This is a genomic window from Nocardia heshunensis (genome assembly GCF_054782115.1).
Genome location: NZ_BAAGTC010000003.1, coordinates 292,791 through 310,390, shown reverse-complemented (window position 1 = coordinate 310,390; position 17,600 = coordinate 292,791). Strand labels below are relative to the sequence as shown.

The 17,600-nt window shown below is 68.4% G+C and carries 17 protein-coding genes; 10 read left to right on the top strand and 7 right to left on the bottom strand.

The features are described from left to right. Positions 1–45: 45 nt before the first annotated feature. On the top strand, positions 46–1,026 hold the full coding sequence (locus ACYVN4_RS08115; RefSeq protein WP_460718835.1) for a helix-turn-helix domain-containing protein: 981 nt from the start codon (positions 46–48) through the stop codon (positions 1,024–1,026). On the opposite strand, the gene ACYVN4_RS08110 is transcribed toward ACYVN4_RS08115, so the two are convergent. Next, positions 1,018–1,428, bottom strand: coding sequence for a winged helix-turn-helix transcriptional regulator (locus ACYVN4_RS08110; RefSeq protein WP_460718833.1), 411 nt, complete (start codon positions 1,426–1,428; stop codon positions 1,018–1,020). The genes ACYVN4_RS08115 and ACYVN4_RS08110 overlap by 9 nt on opposite strands. 111 nt (positions 1,429–1,539) lie before the next feature. Here ACYVN4_RS08110 and ACYVN4_RS08105 point away from each other — a divergent pair, with 111 nt between their 5' ends. The 8 genes from ACYVN4_RS08105 (at position 1,540) to ACYVN4_RS08070 (ending at position 7,949) form a co-directional block, all read left to right on the top strand. Further along, a complete protein-coding gene (locus tag ACYVN4_RS08105) occupies positions 1,540–2,475 on the top strand; it encodes an NADP-dependent oxidoreductase (protein ID WP_460718832.1) in 936 nt (311 codons plus the stop codon). An 80-nt stretch (positions 2,476–2,555) separates the two neighbouring features. Continuing rightward, positions 2,556–3,386, top strand: coding sequence for an alpha/beta fold hydrolase (locus ACYVN4_RS08100; RefSeq protein ID WP_460718830.1), 831 nt, complete (start codon positions 2,556–2,558; stop codon positions 3,384–3,386). 43 nt (positions 3,387–3,429) lie between these two features. Next, positions 3,430–4,200, top strand: coding sequence for a 2-phosphosulfolactate phosphatase (locus ACYVN4_RS08095; protein ID WP_460718828.1), 771 nt, complete (start codon positions 3,430–3,432; stop codon positions 4,198–4,200). Between the two features lie 39 nt (positions 4,201–4,239). Continuing rightward, the gene (locus ACYVN4_RS08090) at positions 4,240–5,199 is read left to right on the top strand and encodes a LysR family transcriptional regulator (RefSeq protein ID WP_460718826.1); all 960 of its coding nucleotides are present in this window, start codon (positions 4,240–4,242) and stop codon (positions 5,197–5,199) included. Positions 5,200–5,363: 164 nt separating this feature from the next. Beyond that, positions 5,364–6,137, top strand: a complete 774-nt coding sequence (locus ACYVN4_RS08085) for an AzlC family ABC transporter permease (RefSeq protein WP_460718824.1) — start codon at positions 5,364–5,366, stop codon at positions 6,135–6,137. After that, positions 6,134–6,469, top strand: coding sequence for an AzlD domain-containing protein (locus tag ACYVN4_RS08080; protein ID WP_460718822.1), 336 nt, complete (start codon positions 6,134–6,136; stop codon positions 6,467–6,469). Before ACYVN4_RS08085 ends, ACYVN4_RS08080 begins: the two co-directional genes overlap by 4 nt. Positions 6,470–6,518: 49 nt before the next feature. Then, positions 6,519–7,646 carry a PLP-dependent cysteine synthase family protein gene (locus tag ACYVN4_RS08075; protein ID WP_460718820.1) on the top strand — a complete coding sequence of 376 codons (1,128 nt, stop codon included), beginning with the start codon at positions 6,519–6,521 and terminating at the stop codon, positions 7,644–7,646. A gap of 144 nt (positions 7,647–7,790) precedes the next feature. Beyond that, positions 7,791–7,949: a hypothetical protein gene (locus ACYVN4_RS08070; protein ID WP_460718818.1), complete on the top strand. Its 159-nt coding sequence runs from the start codon at positions 7,791–7,793 to the stop codon at positions 7,947–7,949. A gap of 6 nt (positions 7,950–7,955) precedes the next feature. Here ACYVN4_RS08070 and ACYVN4_RS08065 read toward each other — a convergent pair whose 3' ends face one another. Together ACYVN4_RS08065 and ACYVN4_RS08060 are read right to left on the bottom strand one after the other, a co-directional pair. Continuing rightward, a complete protein-coding gene (locus ACYVN4_RS08065) occupies positions 7,956–8,357 on the bottom strand; it encodes a nuclear transport factor 2 family protein (protein WP_460718816.1) in 402 nt (133 codons plus the stop codon). Positions 8,358–8,394: 37 nt separating this feature from the next. After that, positions 8,395–8,988 (bottom strand): TetR/AcrR family transcriptional regulator, encoded by a 594-nt coding sequence (locus tag ACYVN4_RS08060; protein ID WP_460718814.1) that lies wholly within the window; start codon positions 8,986–8,988, stop codon positions 8,395–8,397. Between the two features lie 43 nt (positions 8,989–9,031). Between ACYVN4_RS08060 and ACYVN4_RS08055 the strand changes: the two genes are divergently transcribed. After that, positions 9,032–9,886 carry a phytanoyl-CoA dioxygenase family protein gene (locus ACYVN4_RS08055; RefSeq protein WP_460718812.1) on the top strand — a complete coding sequence of 285 codons (855 nt, stop codon included), beginning with the start codon at positions 9,032–9,034 and terminating at the stop codon, positions 9,884–9,886. A 3-nt stretch (positions 9,887–9,889) separates the two neighbouring features. On the opposite strand, the gene ACYVN4_RS08050 is transcribed toward ACYVN4_RS08055, so the two are convergent. From ACYVN4_RS08050 to ACYVN4_RS08035, 4 genes are all read right to left on the bottom strand, one after another. Next, on the bottom strand, positions 9,890–10,054 hold the full coding sequence (locus ACYVN4_RS08050; protein WP_452402897.1) for a hypothetical protein: 165 nt from the start codon (positions 10,052–10,054) through the stop codon (positions 9,890–9,892). 267 nt (positions 10,055–10,321) lie between these two features. Continuing rightward, on the bottom strand, positions 10,322–12,019 hold the full coding sequence (locus ACYVN4_RS08045) for a DEAD/DEAH box helicase (protein WP_460718810.1): 1,698 nt from the start codon (positions 12,017–12,019) through the stop codon (positions 10,322–10,324). A 219-nt stretch (positions 12,020–12,238) separates the two neighbouring features. Then, a complete protein-coding gene (locus ACYVN4_RS08040) occupies positions 12,239–13,594 on the bottom strand; it encodes a M1 family metallopeptidase (RefSeq protein ID WP_460720521.1) in 1,356 nt (451 codons plus the stop codon). Beyond that, positions 13,594–17,487, bottom strand: a complete 3,894-nt coding sequence (locus ACYVN4_RS08035) for a Pls/PosA family non-ribosomal peptide synthetase (protein ID WP_460718808.1) — start codon at positions 17,485–17,487, stop codon at positions 13,594–13,596. Before ACYVN4_RS08035 ends, ACYVN4_RS08040 begins: the two co-directional genes overlap by 1 nt. Positions 17,488–17,600 lie beyond the last annotated feature (113 nt).

Below are 17,600 nucleotides of genomic sequence, written 5' to 3'. Positions count from 1 at the left end.
GCGAAACGTGGTTGCTGAACGATTTGTGGTGGGAAGATTACCCGCGTGGAGCAAGCCGTATTCGGCGCTGTCGAGATCTCATCGTCCTCGACCCTTTCGCCACGTCAGGCGTTCGAGCAGTGGGAAGCCCTGATGTCGGACGCGGTCGCCCCGACGGTGATCGAGCCATTGCGCCAAGGTCACTGGCACGGACAAATCACCACCACCCAATTCGATGGATTCGCGGTGTCGCGCATGCAGGCCAGCGCGCAACGGGCATTGCGGACAAAGAAGATGGTGGCGCAGTCGAGCGGTGAGTTCCTGCTGGTGAATATCGTGCTGGAAGGGACGAATTGGACAGAGCAGGGTGGGCAGGTGGCCGAATGCAAGCCCGGCACCATCACCTTCTTCGACAGCGGGCTGCCGCTGGAGAGCCGGACCACCGACAATTGCCTGTCCACGCTGGTGCGCGCCCCATTGCAACTGGTGCTCGAGCACTCCGGCCTCACCCGTGAGCAGTTGCCCACCGCCACCTCGGTTCCCACCACCGGCGCGCTCGGCGTGGTCACCAACTTCTTCCGCGGCCTGGCCGACCTAGGACCCGACGATCTGGCCCAGGCGGTCACCGTCTTCGGCACCGACGCCGCGGGCATGATGGCCTCGGCGCTGCTGCTGGCCACCGGTGAAACCTCGCCCGCCCCCACCGATTCGCTCTACACCCGCCAACAGGTGCTGGCCTACATCCGCAAGAACTTCACCAACCCGGACCTCACGGTCGACGAGATCGCGCACGCCTGCTTGATTTCCCGCCGCACCCTGTATCGCGTGTGCGAGGGTTTCGGCGAACCGGGCGCGATCGTCCGACGCACGCGCATCGCCCACGCCCGCCGCCTGATCCGAGCCGACACCTCCCGCTCGCTGGCCGCGGTCGCCGCCGCCTCGGGCTTCGCGACCGACCGCCACTTCTACCGCGCCTTCCGCGAGGAAACCGGCGTCACCCCGGGCCAGTTCCGCGACCAACTCGGCCCCCGCACCCGATCACGCTGATTCGGTCGCGGAGTTGTCGTAGGTGTCGCGGGCGGTGAGAACGTCCTCGATGTGGGTTTCGGCCCAGGCCTTGATGGCCTGCATGACCGGAAGCAGGGTGCGGCCGAGCGTGGTCAGTTCGTAGTCGACGCGGACCGGTACCGCCGCGGTGACGGTCCGGCTGACCAATCCGTCGCGTTCCATGCTGCGCAGACTCTGGGTGAGCATCTTCTGGCTGACGCCCGTCACGATCCGGGACAGGTCGCTGTATCGGCGCGGACCATCGGCAAGTGCGTTGAGCAGCAGGCTGACCCATTTGTCGCTGATGCGGTCGAGCAGGTGACGGGTGGGGCACTCCTGGATGTAGGCGTCGTAGGCGCGGCGGGCCTCGGTGCGGCGTTGCTCGGCGGTCTTGGTCGCCATGGCTCTCCTTCGCGTACGGTACGCACTCGCAGGTACGTACTTCCCATTGGAGAGTAACACTCCGTAGGTTTGCCGAAGAGACAGGAAAACCTGCAGCAGAGGAGAATTCGCATGCGCGCCGTCGTGATTCGGTCGTTCGGTGGTCCCGAGGTCCTGGAGGTGGCCGAGGTTCCGGTGCCCTCGACGGGTGCGGGGCAGGTCAGGATTCGAGTGGCGGCTGCCGCGGTCAATCCGGTCGATATCCACACCCGCACAGGTGGTCTGGCGCAAGCGGGTCTGATGGTTCCGCGCGCGGTGATCGGCCTCGGATGGGATGTCGCGGGCACGATCGACGAGATCGGCCCCGGTGTCACGGATTTCGCGGTCGGCGACGGAGTATTCGGGCTGTCGGACCGCCTGGACATACCCCTGGGCACCCAAGCCGAATACGTCGTCCTGGATGCGACGGCCGTAGCCCGCTCGCCGCGTGGACTTTCCGCGGTCGAGGCGGCGACCGTGCCCCTGAACGCCCTGACCGCCGCACAGTCCCTGGACCTGCTCGATCTCCAACCCGGTCAAACCGTCCTGATCACCGGCGCCGCGGGCGCCGTCGGCGGCTACGCGGTGGAACTGGCCGTATCCCAAGGGCTTCGGGTGGTGGCCACGGCAGCAGCCGATGACGAGACCCTGGTGCGCAAGCTCGGCGCAGAGCACTTCGTCCCACGCGGCGCGCGATTGGGCGAGGCGGTGCGCACTCTGGTACCCGGCGGCGTCGACGGCGCGGTGGACGCCGCCGCCCTGGGCGCGGAAACACTCGACGCGGTGCGATCCGAAGGCGTCTTCGCAGCCGTAGTCGGCGGCGCGGAACCGCCGGGCCTGCGCGGAATCCGAGTCGCCAACACCTGGATTCGCGCCGACGGCCCCCGCCTCGCCGAACTCGCCACCTTGCTCGAACAGGGCCGCTTGACCCCACGCGTCGCCGACACCCTGCCTCTCGACCGCGTCGCGGACGCCCACACCCGCCTCACCACCGGCAGCCAACGCGGCCGCCTCGTCCTCATCCCCTGATCTTCGTCATCACTGACGCTTCCAGCACCGATAAGGAATAGGTCTTCGACTGTCGTCCCGTCGGCCGACACCATGGGACCATGATCAAGAAGACCGGCCGGGCAACCGGATTCGACGTGTGCGAAGGCACTCTCGCCCACGGGCTGCCCTATCTCGCATTCGGATCCGGACAGCCGCTGCTGTTCCTGCGATGGTTCACTCCCGACCACGCCAATCCGACCGGCTGGCTGCGCAGATCGGAGATCGAGACCCTTGCTCCGCTTGCCCGTCGCTTCCGGGTCTACGCGGTGGGGCGCGCACCGGGCATGCCGATGGGAACCACCATGGCCGAGATTGCCACTCAGCACGCCGAGGCGATCCGAGCCGAATTCGGCACCGCCGTCGACGTACTCGGTGTCTCGTCCGGCGGCTCGGTGGCCTTGCAACTCGCCGCCGATCACCCGGACGTGGTGCGGACACTGACCGTCGCTTCCTCGGGCGACACGCTCTCCGCGCCCGCCAGACGAGCGCAGATGAATTATGCGAACGCGGTCGCGGCCGGACGCCGCGGCCTGCACCATACCGCGCCGGTCATGGTCCGGTCGCGAACCGTGGTCCGGCTCATCACCGCAATCCTCTGGTTGGCCGACCCATTGGTGCGGCCCGAGAACCCGGCCGACACCGCGGCATTCCTGTACGCCGAAGACACATTCGATCTCGGCGAGCGTCTAGCCGAGATCACCGCGCCCACCCTCGTGATCGGTGGAGACCACGACGCTTCCTACCCCGTCGAGACCTTCCGCCGGACCGCGGCCGGTATTCCGAACGCGCGGTTGACCATCTATCACGGCATCGGTCACCAGGGCGTCGTCAAGCACGTGCGGTTCGCCGAGGACGTCATCACATTCATCGGCCAGGTGGCGGTTCGCTGATCGTGGTGGGAGGGTGGACGGCTACGCGGAGAGGAGTTTTGGGGTGGACGAAGGGCCGGAGTGGGCGCGGCAGGGTGGGGCCGGAGTGCGGTTCGAGTGGGGATTGACGGGGGCGCGGGTGCTCGGGCCCGAGTGTGTGGCGATCGTGGTGGTCGATGTGCTGTCGTTCACCACGGCGGTCTCGGTGGCCGTCGATCTGGGGACAACTGTGTTTCCTTATCCCGCAAGGGATCACACCGCCGGAGAGTTCGCGGTCGCGCGGGAGGCTCGGCTGGCCGTCGGGCGCAGGGCCATGACCGATGAGCATCCATGGTCGTTGTCGCCTGCGGCGTTGCGGAGCTCGCCGGTGCCGGAGCGGCTGGTGCTGCCGTCGCCGAACGGGTCGGCGATCTCGGCCGCGGTGGATGGGGTGACGGTGATCGCGGCTTGTCTGCGTAATGCGGGTGCGGTGGGCGAGTGGATTGTGAAGCAGGGGTGGGGGACTGCGGAGTTTCCGGTGGGAGTGATTGCGGCGGGGGAACATTGGCCGGGGCGGGAGGTGTTGCGGCCTGCGGTCGAGGATTTGTTCGGGGCGGCGGCAGTGATCGATGCGATGGTCGCGCTGGGCGCGGGGCCGCTGTCGGCCGAGGCCCGGAGCGCTCGGAATGCCTACGTCGGCGAACGGGATGTGGCCGGGACCGTCACCGATTGTGCGTCCGGTCGTGAACTCGCCGCGATCGGGTTCGGCGCCGATGTCGCGGTGGCGGTCGAGATCGATTCGAGTAGCGCCGTTCCTGTGCTTATCGACGGTGCCTTCGCCGCTGCGACGGCTTAGGTAGCTGGGTGGTGTCCGGGGCTGTTTAGGATGGTCTGCATGCTGGAGGTCAGACAGCTGAAGATCTTCCGGGCGGTCGCGCGGACCGGGTCGTATTCTGCCGCCGCCCGGCACCTCGGCTATACGCAACCCGCGATCAGTCAGCAGATCAAGGCGATGGAGCGGCAGCTCGGGACCGGGTTGATCACGCGGTCGGGGCATCAGTTGCAGCTCACCGAGGCGGGAGAGGCGCTGTGTCGACATGCGGCGACCGTGCTCGGGAGTCTCGATGCGGCCGAGGCGGAGATCCGGGCGCTGACCGAACTGCGGGCGGGGAAGGTACGGCTGGCGGCGTTTCCCAGCGCGTGCTCGCTGCTGGTGCCCAAGACCATCGCGCGCAGCCGGGCGGCGGAACCGAATCTGAAGATCGCGCTGCTCGAGGCCGAGCCGCCGGAGTCGGTGAGCATGCTGCGGGCGGGGGAGTGCGAGATCGCACTCGTCTTCGACTACCCGGAGGGCCGGGTGCCGGACTCTGAAAGCTCCTGTGACGCAGGCAGTCCGGATCTCTCCGAGTTGAGTGTGCGGCCGCTGTTCACCGACCGGCTGCGGGTGTTGCTGCCGCCGGGACACCGATTGGCGGGCAGCGGGCGGACGACGCCGTTGCAGCTGTCGGAGCTGGCGGAGGAGAAGTGGATCGCGGGCTGCCCGCAATGCCGGGGTCATCTCATCGATGTCTGCGCCGAGGCCGGATTCCATCCCGACATTGCGTTCGCGACCGAGAATCTCGGTGCGGTCGTTGGCCTGGTCGCCGAGGGGCTGGGCGTCGCGCTGGCCACCGAGCTCGCGCTGTCCGGTGTCCCGGCCACCGGCACGGTCCGCTCGATGCCGGTCGAGCCCGCCATGACCCGCCGCATCCTCGCGGTCACCCTGCCCAAACTCGAGACCGTGCCCGCGGTGCGCGCGGTCATCGACGAATTGCAGGCGACCGCCCCGCTGGTGGAGAGCGCCGTCACAGCCTGAATTCCGGTGTCGGCTGCGACACCCGATTCCGGGCCCGATCATTATTGAAAGTTTCACCCCCTATTACGAATGGTTGGGATTTATTCGCCCTGGTCAGTGCCTAAAAATGATTCGCTCGACTAGCGTCGTAGAGGTAATCAGGAACCGACAAAGAGGTTGGAGCCATGGCACTGGCAATCGGGTCGAGAACGTCGCAAGCCGTCGTCGCGGACGATGCTCCGCCGGGTGGCCGCTGGCGCGCCGCCCTCTCCGCCGCGGGTCCGGTCATGCTCGGATACCTGCCCGTCTCTTTCGCTTTCGGCGTGCTGGCTCCCACCTTCGGCGTGCCGGCCTGGGCCGCGATCGCCATGTCGGCCTTCGTCTTCGCGGGCTCCTCGCAATTCGCGGCACTCGGCCCGCTACAGACCGGCATTTCACCGTTGTCCATTGTTTTCACCACTTTTCTGGTGAATTTGCGGCACGCGCTGTACTCGCTCACCGAGGCGCCGAACCTGGCCGGGTGGACCCGCCACGACAAGATGGGTTTCGCCTGGCAGCTCACCGATGAGGCGTTCGCGGTGCATTCCACCGAATTCGCCAAACGGCAGCGTTCCGCCGCCGAATGCCGGATCTTCAATCTCCTCATCCACTTCGCCTGGGCGGGTTCCACCGCGTTGGGCTGCGTGGCCGCCGAACTCATCCCCGACAGCCGGGCCCTGGGCCTGGACTTCGCGCAGACCGCGATGTTCCTCGCGCTGCTGGTGATGATGGTCAAGGGCAGCCGCGAGCTGAAGGTCGCGCTGCTGGCCGGAATCCTGGCCGTCGCGCTGACCGCCGTCGGGCTGCCGCTGTGGGCGGTCGTACTGCCGACCGTCGTCGGGGCCACCGCCGGACTGCTGCTCGAACGCCGCGCCACCGCGCACACCACCGAGGCCACTGCCGAAGAGAGCCTGTCATGAGCACCACCACCCTGCTCGTCGTCCTGGTCGGCATGACCGCCGTCACCTACGGAATCCGTTCCCTGCCACTGCTTCTGGCCGACCGCTTCACCATCTCCGAGTCGGTGCTGCACTGGATGGCCTACATTCCGCCCGCCGTGCTGGCCGCCCTGATCGCGCCGTCGGTGTTCGTGCCGGACGCGCAATCCCACGCCCTGAACCTGGATGTGGCCAACCCCCTGCTGCTCTCCGCCCTGCCGACGCTGCTGGTCGCGTGGCGGACCAAGAACATGTACGCCACCGTCGGCACCGGTGTCGTCGTCCTCGCCCTGCTCCGGCTTGCCGGTCTCTAACCACCCGCCTCGCGGGCCTGTAATCGGGCCTCTACCAAAAGGAATCGTGATGACCACCGTGACCCCCGGCACCACCGCCGTCGAGGAAACCGACATCAACCGCTACGACATCGACTACCGCACCTGGCTGCGCGAGTCCGTGCGCAAGGTGCAGGCCGACGGCAACCGTTCCGCCGACACCCACCTGCTCACCATCCCGCTGCCCACCGAATGGGGCATCGACCTCTACCTCAAGGACGAATCCACCCATCCCACCGGCAGTCTCAAGCATCGGCTGGCGCGCTCGCTGTTCCTGTACGCGCTGTGCAACGGGTGGATGCGGCCGGGCGCTCCGGTGATCGAGGCGTCCAGCGGTTCGACCGCGGTGTCCGAGGCGTACTTCGCCAAGCTGATCGGCGTCCCGTTCATCGCCGTCATGGCGCGCTCCACCGTGCGCTCCAAGATCGACCTCATCGAATTCCACGGCGGCACCTGCCATCTCGTCGACAACCCGGGCGAGGTCTACGAGGTCGCGGCCCGGCTCGCCGAGGAGACCGGCGGGCACTACATGGACCAGTTCACCTACGCCGAACGCGCCACCGACTGGCGGGGCAACAACAATATCGCCGAGTCGATCTTCCGCCAGCTCGAACAGGAGCGGTACCCGGAGCCGAGCTGGATCGTGGCCACCGCGGGCACCGGCGGCACCTCGGCCACCCTGGCCCGCTACGTCCACTACACCCAGCGCGACACCGGCATCTGCGTCGCCGATCCGGAGAACTCCACCTTCCTCGAAGGCTGGCGCACCCTGGACCGGAATGTCACCTCCGACAAGGGATCCCGCATCGAGGGCATCGGCCGCCAGCGCGTCGAACCCAGCTTCATGCCGCACGCCATCGACCGCATGATGCGCGTCCCCGACGCCGCCAGCGTGGCCACCGTCCACCTGCTGGAACGCCTACTCGGCCGCCGCTGCGGCGGCTCCACCGGCACCGGCGTCTGGGCCTCGTTCCAGGTCATCTCCGACATGCTCGCCCGCGGTGAAAAGGGCAGCGTCGTCACCCTCCTCTGCGACCCGGGCGAACGCTACCTCGACAAGTACTACTCCGAGGCCTGGCTGGCCGAGCAGAACATCGTCACCGCTCCCTACACCGGCCGCCTCGAGCATTTCCTGCTGACCGGCAATCTCTCGGCATAGTTGTGAGAATCACTGCGGTGCAGGTTCTTCCGGCGCTGAGGAGGGTTGCGGTCGCGGGTTATCGAGAGTGATCATGACGTGGGGATCGCGGATGCGGTCCCCACGAATGTGGCGGCCGAACCGGTTGCCGTGGGGGGAGACGAAATGATCACCGGAGCTGTGCTGGTCGTCATCGCGGCGGTACTCGTGGCCTTGACCTGGCGAACCGTATCCGCAGCCAAATCCCAACAGCCACAACGACTCGGCCGCGAGGATGGCGCTACGACCACTCCGCGCACCTGGGTGTGGAGCTGGATACGCTGATCGGCTTCAGGGCGTGAGCGGTTTGCGGCGAGGGATGACTCGTCGCTCATCGATACGCCAGCCTGCGGGGGTGCGGATGACGGAGTCGTCGTAGGTGACGCTGCCGGTGGTGCCGTCGAGGTTGACCGCCAGTCCTTTCGACACGGCGCGGGCGGTGTCCGCGCCGGTGGGGGAGACGACGATATTGGTGACGTGGTGGGCGAGCGGGTTGTTGTCGCCGAGCTGAAGTGCCATGTCGCGCAAGGCGTCACGGCCGGTGACGATGCCCGCTCCATACGCGCTCAGGTCGTAGACGACATCGTCGGTGAAGACCTCGGCGAAGCGGTCGAAGTCGCCGCCATCGCTGAGATGTCCGTGCAGGGCCAGCAATTCGTGGATTTCCAGCCGGTCGGCTGTGGAGATCGACATGGGTCGCAGTGTCGCTCGGGTCCGGCCGGAAGGCCAGTTATTTTGCGGCGGGTCGGCTCAGGTGCAGTGCCGCGGCGGTGAGCCGCCAGAGGCGTTCGGCGGCAAGGTCGATCGAGGGGCGGGGGACGGCACGTAGTTGCTGGGCGATGCCGTCGCGGAGGCCGCCGATGACGAACGCGCCGGCACTGTCGGGGTCCAGGTCGGCGGGGATTTCCGCGGTGGACTGGCCGCGGCGAATATTGTCGGCGGCCGCGTCGGCGAGGTTGCGGATGTAGTTGGCCTCGATTTCGGTGAGGCCCGGATCGGGAGCCGCGCGGTTGAGCAGCAGGGCGGCCAGCGGGTGGTCGAAGTGGTACGCGACGAAACCGTGCGTGCGGGCCCGCTCACGGGTGGGCCAGTCGCCGTCCGTGGGGAGGCGGTCGTCGGCGATGGCGTGGCTGAGTCCCTCATAGAAATCGTCATAGATCGCAGCCAGCAGTCCGACCTTGGAACCGAAATGGTGATAGAGCGCGCCGGTGCTGAGGCCCGTGCGGCGGGTCAGTGCGCTGAGCTCCAAAGTGCCGTTCGCATGGACCAGTTCGTCGCGGGCGGCGTCGAGAAGTTGTTGACGTCCGATCGGTGCGCGTGCCACAGTCAGGAGGATAACAGAACTCAGTTATGTTAAGGATGGCGGCATGAGCGGGAAAGTGACGTCGCTGCGCGACCTCGACGGTGATCTGGCGGGCACCTACCAGCGCACCGCCAGCGGTGGTGCGGAGGTGGATGCGGCGGTCGCGGAGGCGGATCTGGCCGCGGTGGCGCGCGATGGGTACGTGATCCTGCCGGACCTGTTGTCGGCGGCCGAGCTGGACGAGATTCGGGAGAGCGTGGCGCCGCTGCTGGAGCTCAAGGGGCGCAACAACTTCGAGGGGCATTCGACGCAGCGCATCTACAGTGTGCTGAACAAGACGCGCTCGTGTGATCGGATCGCCGACCATCCGCGGGTGCTGGCGCTGCTGGATCGGCTGTTCCTGCCGAACTATCTGCTCTCGATGCTGCAGGTGATCAATATCCTGCCCGGGGAGCAGGCGCAGATGCTGCACACCGACGACGGTTTCTATCCGCTGCCGCGGCCGCGAAAGGCGTTGGGGGCGGCCACCATCTGGGCCATCGACGACTTCACCGCGGAGAACGGCGCCACCGATATCATTCCGGGCAGCCAGCTCTGGGGTGATCGTCTTCCGGGTGACGAGACGCGCGAGCCGGTCGTAATGCGGGCTGGTAGCTGCGTATTCTTCGTCGGAACTCTGTGGCACGGCGGCGGCGCGAATCGTTCGGAGAATTCGCGGCTGGCGCTCACCGCCCAATATTGCGAGCCGTGGCTGCGCCCGCAGGAGGCGTTCACGCTGTCGATGACTCGCGACACGGTCCGCGCGGTATCGGAGGACATTCGCCGAATGCTGGGCTACAGCATTCACCCGCCCTTTATCGGACAGGTCGACGGCATGCATCCGAAGCGGTTGCTGGAACCGGGTGCACAGTCCCTGTAGTGCTCAGTTGGCGAGTTCTTGGGCGAGCTCGACGGCCGCCTTCATATCCGGCGCATAACCGATGCGCCAGGCCAGCCGGTCGATCGGGGACACCGAGACCTTGTACCGGCCTTCGACTCGTTCGTACTTGACGATCGCCCGCTCGCTGAGTGGTGCATGAGTCTTCATGACTTCCTCTCTGGACCCTGCGTACGAGCGTCCGAGACCACTTGACAGATATTCGAATCACAAAGCGGGCAGCTGCTTGCTATCTGTTAACTGTATGAGCCGGAAAGTCAGGTAGATATGGGCAATTGTCCCATTTTCTGCCGACCCCCGCGCTCGGGCGCGCCGTTGTTCTGGAACGTCGCGAAAACCCCGGAAACGCCGACGGGCGCGCGGTGCGAACCGCGCGCCCGTGGACGTGGAAAAGGAAGTCGGATCGGCCGTTACGACTCAGCCGTTGCGACGGCGGCGCGGCGACGCCGCACCGGAGCGCGAGAACCCGGCGAGACCGCCGGTGCTGCCCGCAGCGGCCGCCGAGCCGCGGCCACCCTGGCGCGCGGAACCGGCATTGCCGCCCTCGGTGCGCTGACGGGCACGCGGATTGCCGTTGCCCGAACCCTCGCCGCGGGCCGGACGGCCGTTGCCGGAATCGGCTGCGCCACGGGCGGGCTGCCGTCCGCCGCTGCGGGCAGCGGCCATCGACTGATCGTTGTCACCGCGACCACCACGCGGCTCGGCCTTGGCCCCGCGCCGCGCGCCCGTGGCCGGATGGCCACCAGGACGACCGCCGCCGGCGGCCTCGGTCTTACGGGCCGGACGACCTGCCGCGGCATGCTCGCCCGCCTCGCGGACCGGACGACCCCGGCGACGACCACGCGGAGCGCCCATGTCGTCGTCGCGACGACCACCCGGACGCCGTTCGGAGCGCTGCGAATTCGCGGCCGGAGCGGGCCGCTCCGAGAACGCGACCAGCGGTGCGACATCGCCGACGAGCTCGGCGACGACGGGGGAGTCGGCGGTCACGCGCTGCGGGGTGACGTCGATCTTGGCCTTGCGCATCAGCGCCGCCAGGTCGCCGCGCTGATCCGGCATCACCAGGGTGATCACGTCACCGGCATTGCCGGCGCGCGCGGTGCGGCCGGATCGGTGCAGGTAGGCCTTGTGCTCGGCGGGCGGATCCACGTGCACGACCAGCTCGACGCCGTCCACGTGCACGCCGCGCGCGGCCACGTCGGTGGCGACGAGGACCTTGGCGTCTCCGGCGGCGAAGGTCGCCAGGTTGCGGTCGCGGGCGGGCTGGGACAGATTGCCGTGCAGGTCGACGGCCGGGATCCCGGCGACCGACAGCTGCTTGGCCAGCTTGCGGGCCTGATGCTTGGTGCGGGTGAACAGGATTCGACGCTCGGACCCCGAGGCCAGTCGCTGCACGACCAGTCGCTTGGTCTCGGCGCTCGACACCTCGAACACGTGGTGGGTCATGGCGGCGACCGGCGAATTCGCTTCGTCGACAGAGTGTTTCACCGCATCCGGCAGGAACCGGTTGACGAGCTTGTTCACCCCGTTGTCCAGGGTGGCCGAGAACAGCAGGCGCTGACCGGAATCGGGGGTGGCGGCCAGGATGCGAGTCACACCGGGCAGGAAGCCGAGGTCGGCCATGTGGTCGGCCTCGTCGATGATGGTGATCTCGACGGCATCGAGCTTGATCAGCCCCTGCTTCATGAGGTCTTCCAGGCGGCCCGGGCAGGCGATGACGATATCGACGCCGCGCTTCTGCGCCTGCACCTGACGATGCTGGGAGACGCCGCCGAAGATGGTGGTCACGGTCATCCGGTAGGCGGCGGCCAGGGGCTCCATGGCGGCCGCGATCTGGGTGGCCAGCTCCCGGGTGGGGGCCAGCACCAGGCCGCGCGGCCGGTGCGGCATGGGACGGCCGGCGTCCTTGCCGAGCCGGTCGACCATGGGAATGGAGAAGGCGAGGGTCTTGCCGCTGCCGGTCTTGCCGCGGCCGAGCACATTCCGGCCCGCCAGCGAATCGGGCAGGGTGTCGGCCTGGATCGGGAACGGTTCGGTGATGCCGGCCTCGGTGAGCGCGCGCACCAGGGGTGCGCGGACGCCGAGCGCGGCAAAGGAAGTCTGGGGGTTGTTCATCGGTGTTGCGGTGCCTTTCGGGCATCGGGTTGCCCGAGCCGTGCTGCGGAAGGAAACTCCGCGCCGGGGGCACTGGGGTGGCGAGATTGCCGATGGGCAAAATCGATCGCCGTAAGGAAAGCTTGCCGCGCAGTGGGGGCTGCTCAGGAATGGTAGCGATCTACGACGCTTGATGTGACCGTGTCACATCCATGATCAACTGCTGTGTTCGCTGGAAGTCTACCCGGTCGAGGACTGTGCTCCGTACCGGGGGAGGGTTGGCAGCTCGGGCAGTGACCTGGCATACAGCCAGGCGTCCCACAGCGATTGCAGCGGCAGCGGGTTGTAATGCCCGGCCAGATCGGTGAATTCGCCGGTGGTAATGGACGCGTGCCGATACCGGGTGGTCCAGGTGCGCAGCAGGTCGAAGAACGCGGCGTCGCCGACGGTGAGCCGCAAGGCGTGCAGCGTCAGCGCCCCACGCTTGTAGACCCGGTCGTCGAACATCAGCTCGGCCCCGGGATCGGCCAGCATCAGATCCTGCGGCAGCCGCGCCAGATTCCGGTGCGCGGTACGGGCGAGTTGGTCCGCGCTCGGTCCACCCGCCGCCTCGGACCAGATCCACTCGGCGTAGCAGGCGAATCCCTCGTGCAGCCAGATGTCGCGCCACTGCCGGATGGTGAGGCTGTTGCCGAACCACTGGTGCGCCAGCTCGTGTGCGACCAGTCGTTCCGAACCGCGGCGTCCGTCACAGTGATTCGCGCCGAACACCGAAATGCCCTGGGCCTCGATGGGGATCTCGAGCTCGTCGTCGGTGACGACGACCGTGTAGTTCTCGAACGGGTAGGGCCCGAACTTCTCGGTGAAGACCTCCATCATCCGCGCCTGCCGCGCGAAATCGTGCTCGAAGGCGGTGCGCAGCCGCAGCGGCAGCACGGCCTGCATGGGCACCGAGCCACGCGGGGCGTCGATGCGCTGCTTGCGGTACTGGCCGATCTGGATGGTGGCCAGGTAGCTGGCCATCGGTTCGGGCTGCTCGTAGACCCACGTGGTCTGGCTGGCCTTGGTCAGCTTGCGCATCAGCGTGCCGTTGGCCAGCGCGTAGTAGGGCGAGTCGGTGGTGATCGAAAACCGGTAGCTGGCTTTGGAACTGGGATGGTCGTCACACGGGAACCAGGAGGCCGCGCCATTGGGCTGACTGGCCACCAGGACACCGTCGGTGAGTTCTTCCCACCCGACCTCACCCCACGGTCCGCGCACCGGCTTGGGCGGTCCGGCGTAGTGCACGGTGAACATCAGCGCCCCGCCCGCCGGAATCTTCTGCCGCGGCGTGATCACCAATTTGCCGCGCTGGTGCACGTATTTGGCGGGCTTGGCCCCGTTCACGAACACCTTCGTGACCGCGAGCGATTGGGAGAGGTCCAGTGCGAACCGCTCCCGGACCCCGGTGGTCACCGTGGTGATCTCCGCGATCCCGGTCAGCCGGTTGCTGGACATCTTGTAGACCAGGTCCAGGTCGTAGCGCGAGACGCGGTAGCCGCGATTTCCGTTCTGCGGCAGGTAATCGTCGATGGGCTCGTCGAACTGCGGCGGCATCAGCGGCCGCTCCACGGTGCGATGGGGTTGCCCCACCACCGGCTCGACGGCGGCACGCTGTCCCCGCGCATGACCAGTGAGGCCGGTCCGATGGTCGCGCCCGCGCCGATCGCGGAGGCGGGCAACGCGACACAGTGCGGGCCGAGGGTCGCGCCCGCGCCCAGGGTGACGGTGTCCATGGCCATGATTCGATCGTGGAACAGGTGCGTCTGGACGACACAGCCCCGCTCCACCGTCGCACCATCACCGAGTGTCACCAGGTCAGCCTCCGGAAGCCAATAAGATTCGCACCATACCCCGCGGCCGATGGTCGCGCCGAGTCCGCGCAACCAGAGGTTCAGCACGGGCGTACCGGTCGCGGCGCGCGCGAACCAGGGTGCGGCCACGTGCTCGACGAAGGTGTCGGCGACCTCGTTGCGCCAGACGAAGGAACTCCACAGCGGGTGTTCGACGGCCCGAATACGGCCTACCAGCAGCCATTTCGCGATCACGGAGATCGTTCCGGCGACCGCACCGGCGGCGAGCAGCACCAGTCCGCTCAGCAGGGCGGCGGGCAGATGCCCGAGGCTGCGGGCCAGCCAGGCCAGCGCGAACAGCACCCCGAGACCGATGGCGAAAGTCACCAACACCGGGATCAGGCGGCAGGTCTCGACGACCGCGCGGGCGATGCGCAGGCGCAGCGGCGGATCGAAAGTGCGCGCGGTATCACCGGATTCGGCGGCGCGCCGCAGCCGGGTGGGCGGGCTGCCGAGCCACGACGAGCCCGCCTTGGACTTGGAGGGAGCCGCCGAGAGCACCGCAACCAACCCGTTCTTGGGCACGCGACGCCCCGGCGCGGTCATGCCGGAGTTGCCGAGGAAGGCGCGCTTGCCGACCTTGGATTCGCCGATGCGCAGCCAGCCGCCGCCCAATTCGTAACTGGCGACCATGGTGTCGTCGGCCAGGAATGCGCCGTCGGCGACCACGGTGAACTTCGGCAGCAGCAGCACCGTCGAGATCTCCACGCGCTTGCCGACTTTCGCCCCGAGCAGCCGCAGCCAGACCGGGGTGAGCAGGCTGGCGTAGAGCGGGAACAGGAAGGTGCGCGCGGAATCCAGTAGTCGTTCGGTGGCCCAGGCCTGCCAGCCTGCGCGGCTGCGTACGGGGTGATGGCCCTCGTGCAGGCCGATGGCCAGCAGGCGCACGGCCACCACGGTGATCACCGCGTAGACCGCGAGCACCAGCAGCATGGCGACCGGCAGGATGGCGAAGGCACGGCCGAAACCGGCTGCCAGCGTCTGGGTGTCGCGAATCCACCAGGCGATCAGCAGCCCGCCGCTGCCCAGCGCCGCGATCGGCACCGCGGCCAGCACCATGGAGGTGATGCCGAAGATGGCCACCCAGTGCGAGGCCCGCGCGGGCGTCTCATCGGGCCAGCGGTGTTGGGCCTTACCGACCTTCACCGCGGGCGAGCCCGCCCATTCCTGTTCGGCCTTCACCTTGCCCGAGACCGCCGAACCCGGGGCGATCTCGGCATTGCGGCCGATCTTGGTGCCCGGCAGCAGCATCGAGCGTGCGCCGACCACGGCGCCGGGACCGATCTGGATCGGGCCGATGTGCACCACGTCGCCGTCGATCCAGTAGCCCGACAGATCCACCTCGGGTTCGACACTGCAGCCGTCGCCGAGTTCGAGCATGCCGGTGACCGGCGGCAGCGTGTGCAGGTCGACGCCGCGGCCGACGCGCGCGCCCAGGGCCCGCGCGAACGGCACCATCCACGGTGCGCCCGAGAGGTTCTCCGCGCCGCTGGCCTCCGAGAGCCGCACGGTGGTCCACAGGCGTAGATGCGCCCAGCCGCCGCGCGGATAGGTGCCCGCGTCGATACCGCTCAGCAGCAGCCGGGAACCGGCCACGCACAAGGCCATTCGGCCCGGCGGCGAGATGAAGACCACGAATGCGGCCAGCGTCCACCACCATGACAGGTGCGGTAGCCACGGCAGCGAGCCCGACCAGGCCGCGACATTGCCGACGATGGCCAGCCAGGTCAGCCACTGCAACCCGGTCAGAGTGGTCAGCGGAATGGTGGCGAGCACCTGGAACAGCTGCGCGGGCAGCGGAACCGGCTGCACGTGCCGCACCTCGACCGCCGCGACCGGCGCGGACCCGTCGAGGTAGGCGGCCAGCGCGCCCAGGCGTGGCTGATCGTAGAGGTCGGCCACGGCGACGTGCGGGTAGCGTTCCCGCAGCGCCGCGACGAGTTGCGCGGCCGCCAGCGAGCCACCGCCCAGATCGAAGAAGTCGGCACTCGAATCGGCGACCTCCGCGCCCAGGATCGAATCCCACAGTCCCGCAACCCACTGCTCGGTCTCCGACAGTCCGGCCTCGACCGTGGCGGCGGTGGCCTTGGGCAGCGGCCACGGCAGCGCGTCCCGGTCCACCTTGCCCGAGGTGCGGGTGGGCAGTTCGGCGACGACCGCCAGGCGCGGCACCAGCGGGGCCGGAAGCTGATCGGCCAGCAGGGTTCTGGCGGCCTTCAGGTCGTAGTCCGCCTCCGGTCCGGTGAGGTAGCCGACCAGAATCTTGTTGCCCGCCTTGGTGGTCCGGATCGCGGCCGCCGCGCCGGTCACGCCCGGCAGGTGCTGCAGCGCGTTGTCGATCTCGCCGAGTTCGATGCGGCGGCCGCCCAGTTTGATCTGGTCGTCGGCACGGCCCAGGAACACCAGGCCCTCGCGGTCGTTGCGCACCAGATCGCCACTGCGGTAGGCGCGTTCCCAGCCGACCGACGGTAGCGGCGCGTACTTCTCGGCGTCCTTGGCCGGGTCCAGATAGCGGGCCAGGCCGACGCCGCCGATCACCAGCTCGCCGGATTCGCCCTCGCCCACCGGGTTTCCGGCCGCGTCCACGACGGTCAGGTCCCAGCCGTCCAGCGGCAGGCCGATGCGGATGGGGAAGCCGCCGTCGAGCAGGGCCGCGCACGCCACCACGGTGGCCTCGGTGGGGCCGTAGGTGTTCCACACCTCGCGCTCGGAATCCTGGTTGCCCGCAAGCCGTTCGGCCAGCTCCGGCGGCACCGCCTCGCCTCCGAAGATGAGCAGCCGCACCGGATCGAGGGCCTCGGCGGGCCAGGTGGCGGCCAGGGTGGGCACGGTGGAGACGATACTGATCTCGCGGCGCACCAGCCACGGACCGAGATCCGCGCCGGTGCGCACCAGGGCGCGCGGCGCGGGCACCAGGCAGGCCCCGTGCCGCCAGGCCAGCCACATCTCCTCGCAGGAGGCGTCGAAGGCGACCGACAGCCCGGCCAGCACCCGGTCGCCGGGGCCGATGGGCGCGTCCTGCAGGAACAGGCGGGCCTCGGCGTCGACGAACGCCGCGGCGTTGCGATGGGTCACCGCAACACCTTTCGGGGTGCCCGTGGAGCCGGAGGTGAAGATGATCCACGCGTCGTTGGTCGGCTCGGGTGCGCCGACCTTGTCCGGACGCGACGCGGATTCGCTTGCGGCCGAAGTCGTTTCGATGCCGGTACCGGTCACGATGGCCGACACCCGGGCCTCGCCGAACACCAGCTTGGCGCGCTCGTCGGGATCGTCGGCGTCCACCGGCACGTACGCCGCGCCGGCGTGCAGGACCGCGAGGATGGTGATGTAGAGGCCCCGTGTGCCCGAGGGCATTCGCACGCCGACCCGGTCACCGGCGCGCACCCCGGCCGCGGCCAGGCGCTCGACGGCGACGGCGATCTCCGCGCTGAGTTCGGCGTAGCTGAGTTCTTCCTCGCCGTCGTCGAGTGCGGGTGCGTCGGGGTGCGCCGCGGTGGTCGCGGCGAGAATATCCACCAGGGTGCGCGTCGGCGGCGCCGCCGCGGCCCGCAGCAGGGGGTCGGCGTCGATCTCGGTCTCGGCCTGTGGTTGCGGCATCAGTCCGTACTTACCTCTCGTGTCCCCATCCGGCGCTTGCGCGTTGGTTGTTTCATACGAGAGTTACCGGCAGGCAAACTCTATGGCGGGCATCCGCTCACGGTACCGGTTCG

Excerpts from the sequence above, each read along its gene's own strand:
- ACYVN4_RS08110 (WP_460718833.1), bottom strand. The coding sequence starts at position 1,428 with ATGGCGACCAAGACCGCCGAGCAACGCCGCACCGAGGCCCGCCGCGCC.
- ACYVN4_RS08105 (WP_460718832.1), top strand. The coding sequence starts at position 1,540 with ATGCGCGCCGTCGTGATTCGGTCGTTCGGTGGTCCCGAGGTCCTGGAG.
- ACYVN4_RS08100 (WP_460718830.1), top strand. The coding sequence starts at position 2,556 with ATGATCAAGAAGACCGGCCGGGCAACCGGATTCGACGTGTGCGAAGGC.
- ACYVN4_RS08090 (WP_460718826.1), top strand. The coding sequence starts at position 4,240 with ATGCTGGAGGTCAGACAGCTGAAGATCTTCCGGGCGGTCGCGCGGACC.
- ACYVN4_RS08085 (WP_460718824.1), top strand. The coding sequence starts at position 5,364 with ATGGCACTGGCAATCGGGTCGAGAACGTCGCAAGCCGTCGTCGCGGAC.
- ACYVN4_RS08080 (WP_460718822.1), top strand. The coding sequence starts at position 6,134 with ATGAGCACCACCACCCTGCTCGTCGTCCTGGTCGGCATGACCGCCGTC.
- ACYVN4_RS08075 (WP_460718820.1), top strand. The coding sequence starts at position 6,519 with ATGACCACCGTGACCCCCGGCACCACCGCCGTCGAGGAAACCGACATC.
- ACYVN4_RS08070 (WP_460718818.1), top strand. The coding sequence starts at position 7,791 with ATGATCACCGGAGCTGTGCTGGTCGTCATCGCGGCGGTACTCGTGGCC.
- ACYVN4_RS08065 (WP_460718816.1), bottom strand. The coding sequence starts at position 8,357 with ATGTCGATCTCCACAGCCGACCGGCTGGAAATCCACGAATTGCTGGCC.
- ACYVN4_RS08055 (WP_460718812.1), top strand. The coding sequence starts at position 9,032 with ATGAGCGGGAAAGTGACGTCGCTGCGCGACCTCGACGGTGATCTGGCG.
- ACYVN4_RS08050 (WP_452402897.1), bottom strand. The coding sequence starts at position 10,054 with ATGAAGACTCATGCACCACTCAGCGAGCGGGCGATCGTCAAGTACGAA.
- ACYVN4_RS08045 (WP_460718810.1), bottom strand. The coding sequence starts at position 12,019 with ATGAACAACCCCCAGACTTCCTTTGCCGCGCTCGGCGTCCGCGCACCC.
- ACYVN4_RS08040 (WP_460720521.1), bottom strand. The coding sequence starts at position 13,594 with ATGCCGCCGCAGTTCGACGAGCCCATCGACGATTACCTGCCGCAGAAC.
- ACYVN4_RS08035 (WP_460718808.1), bottom strand. The coding sequence starts at position 17,487 with ATGCCGCAACCACAGGCCGAGACCGAGATCGACGCCGACCCCCTGCTG.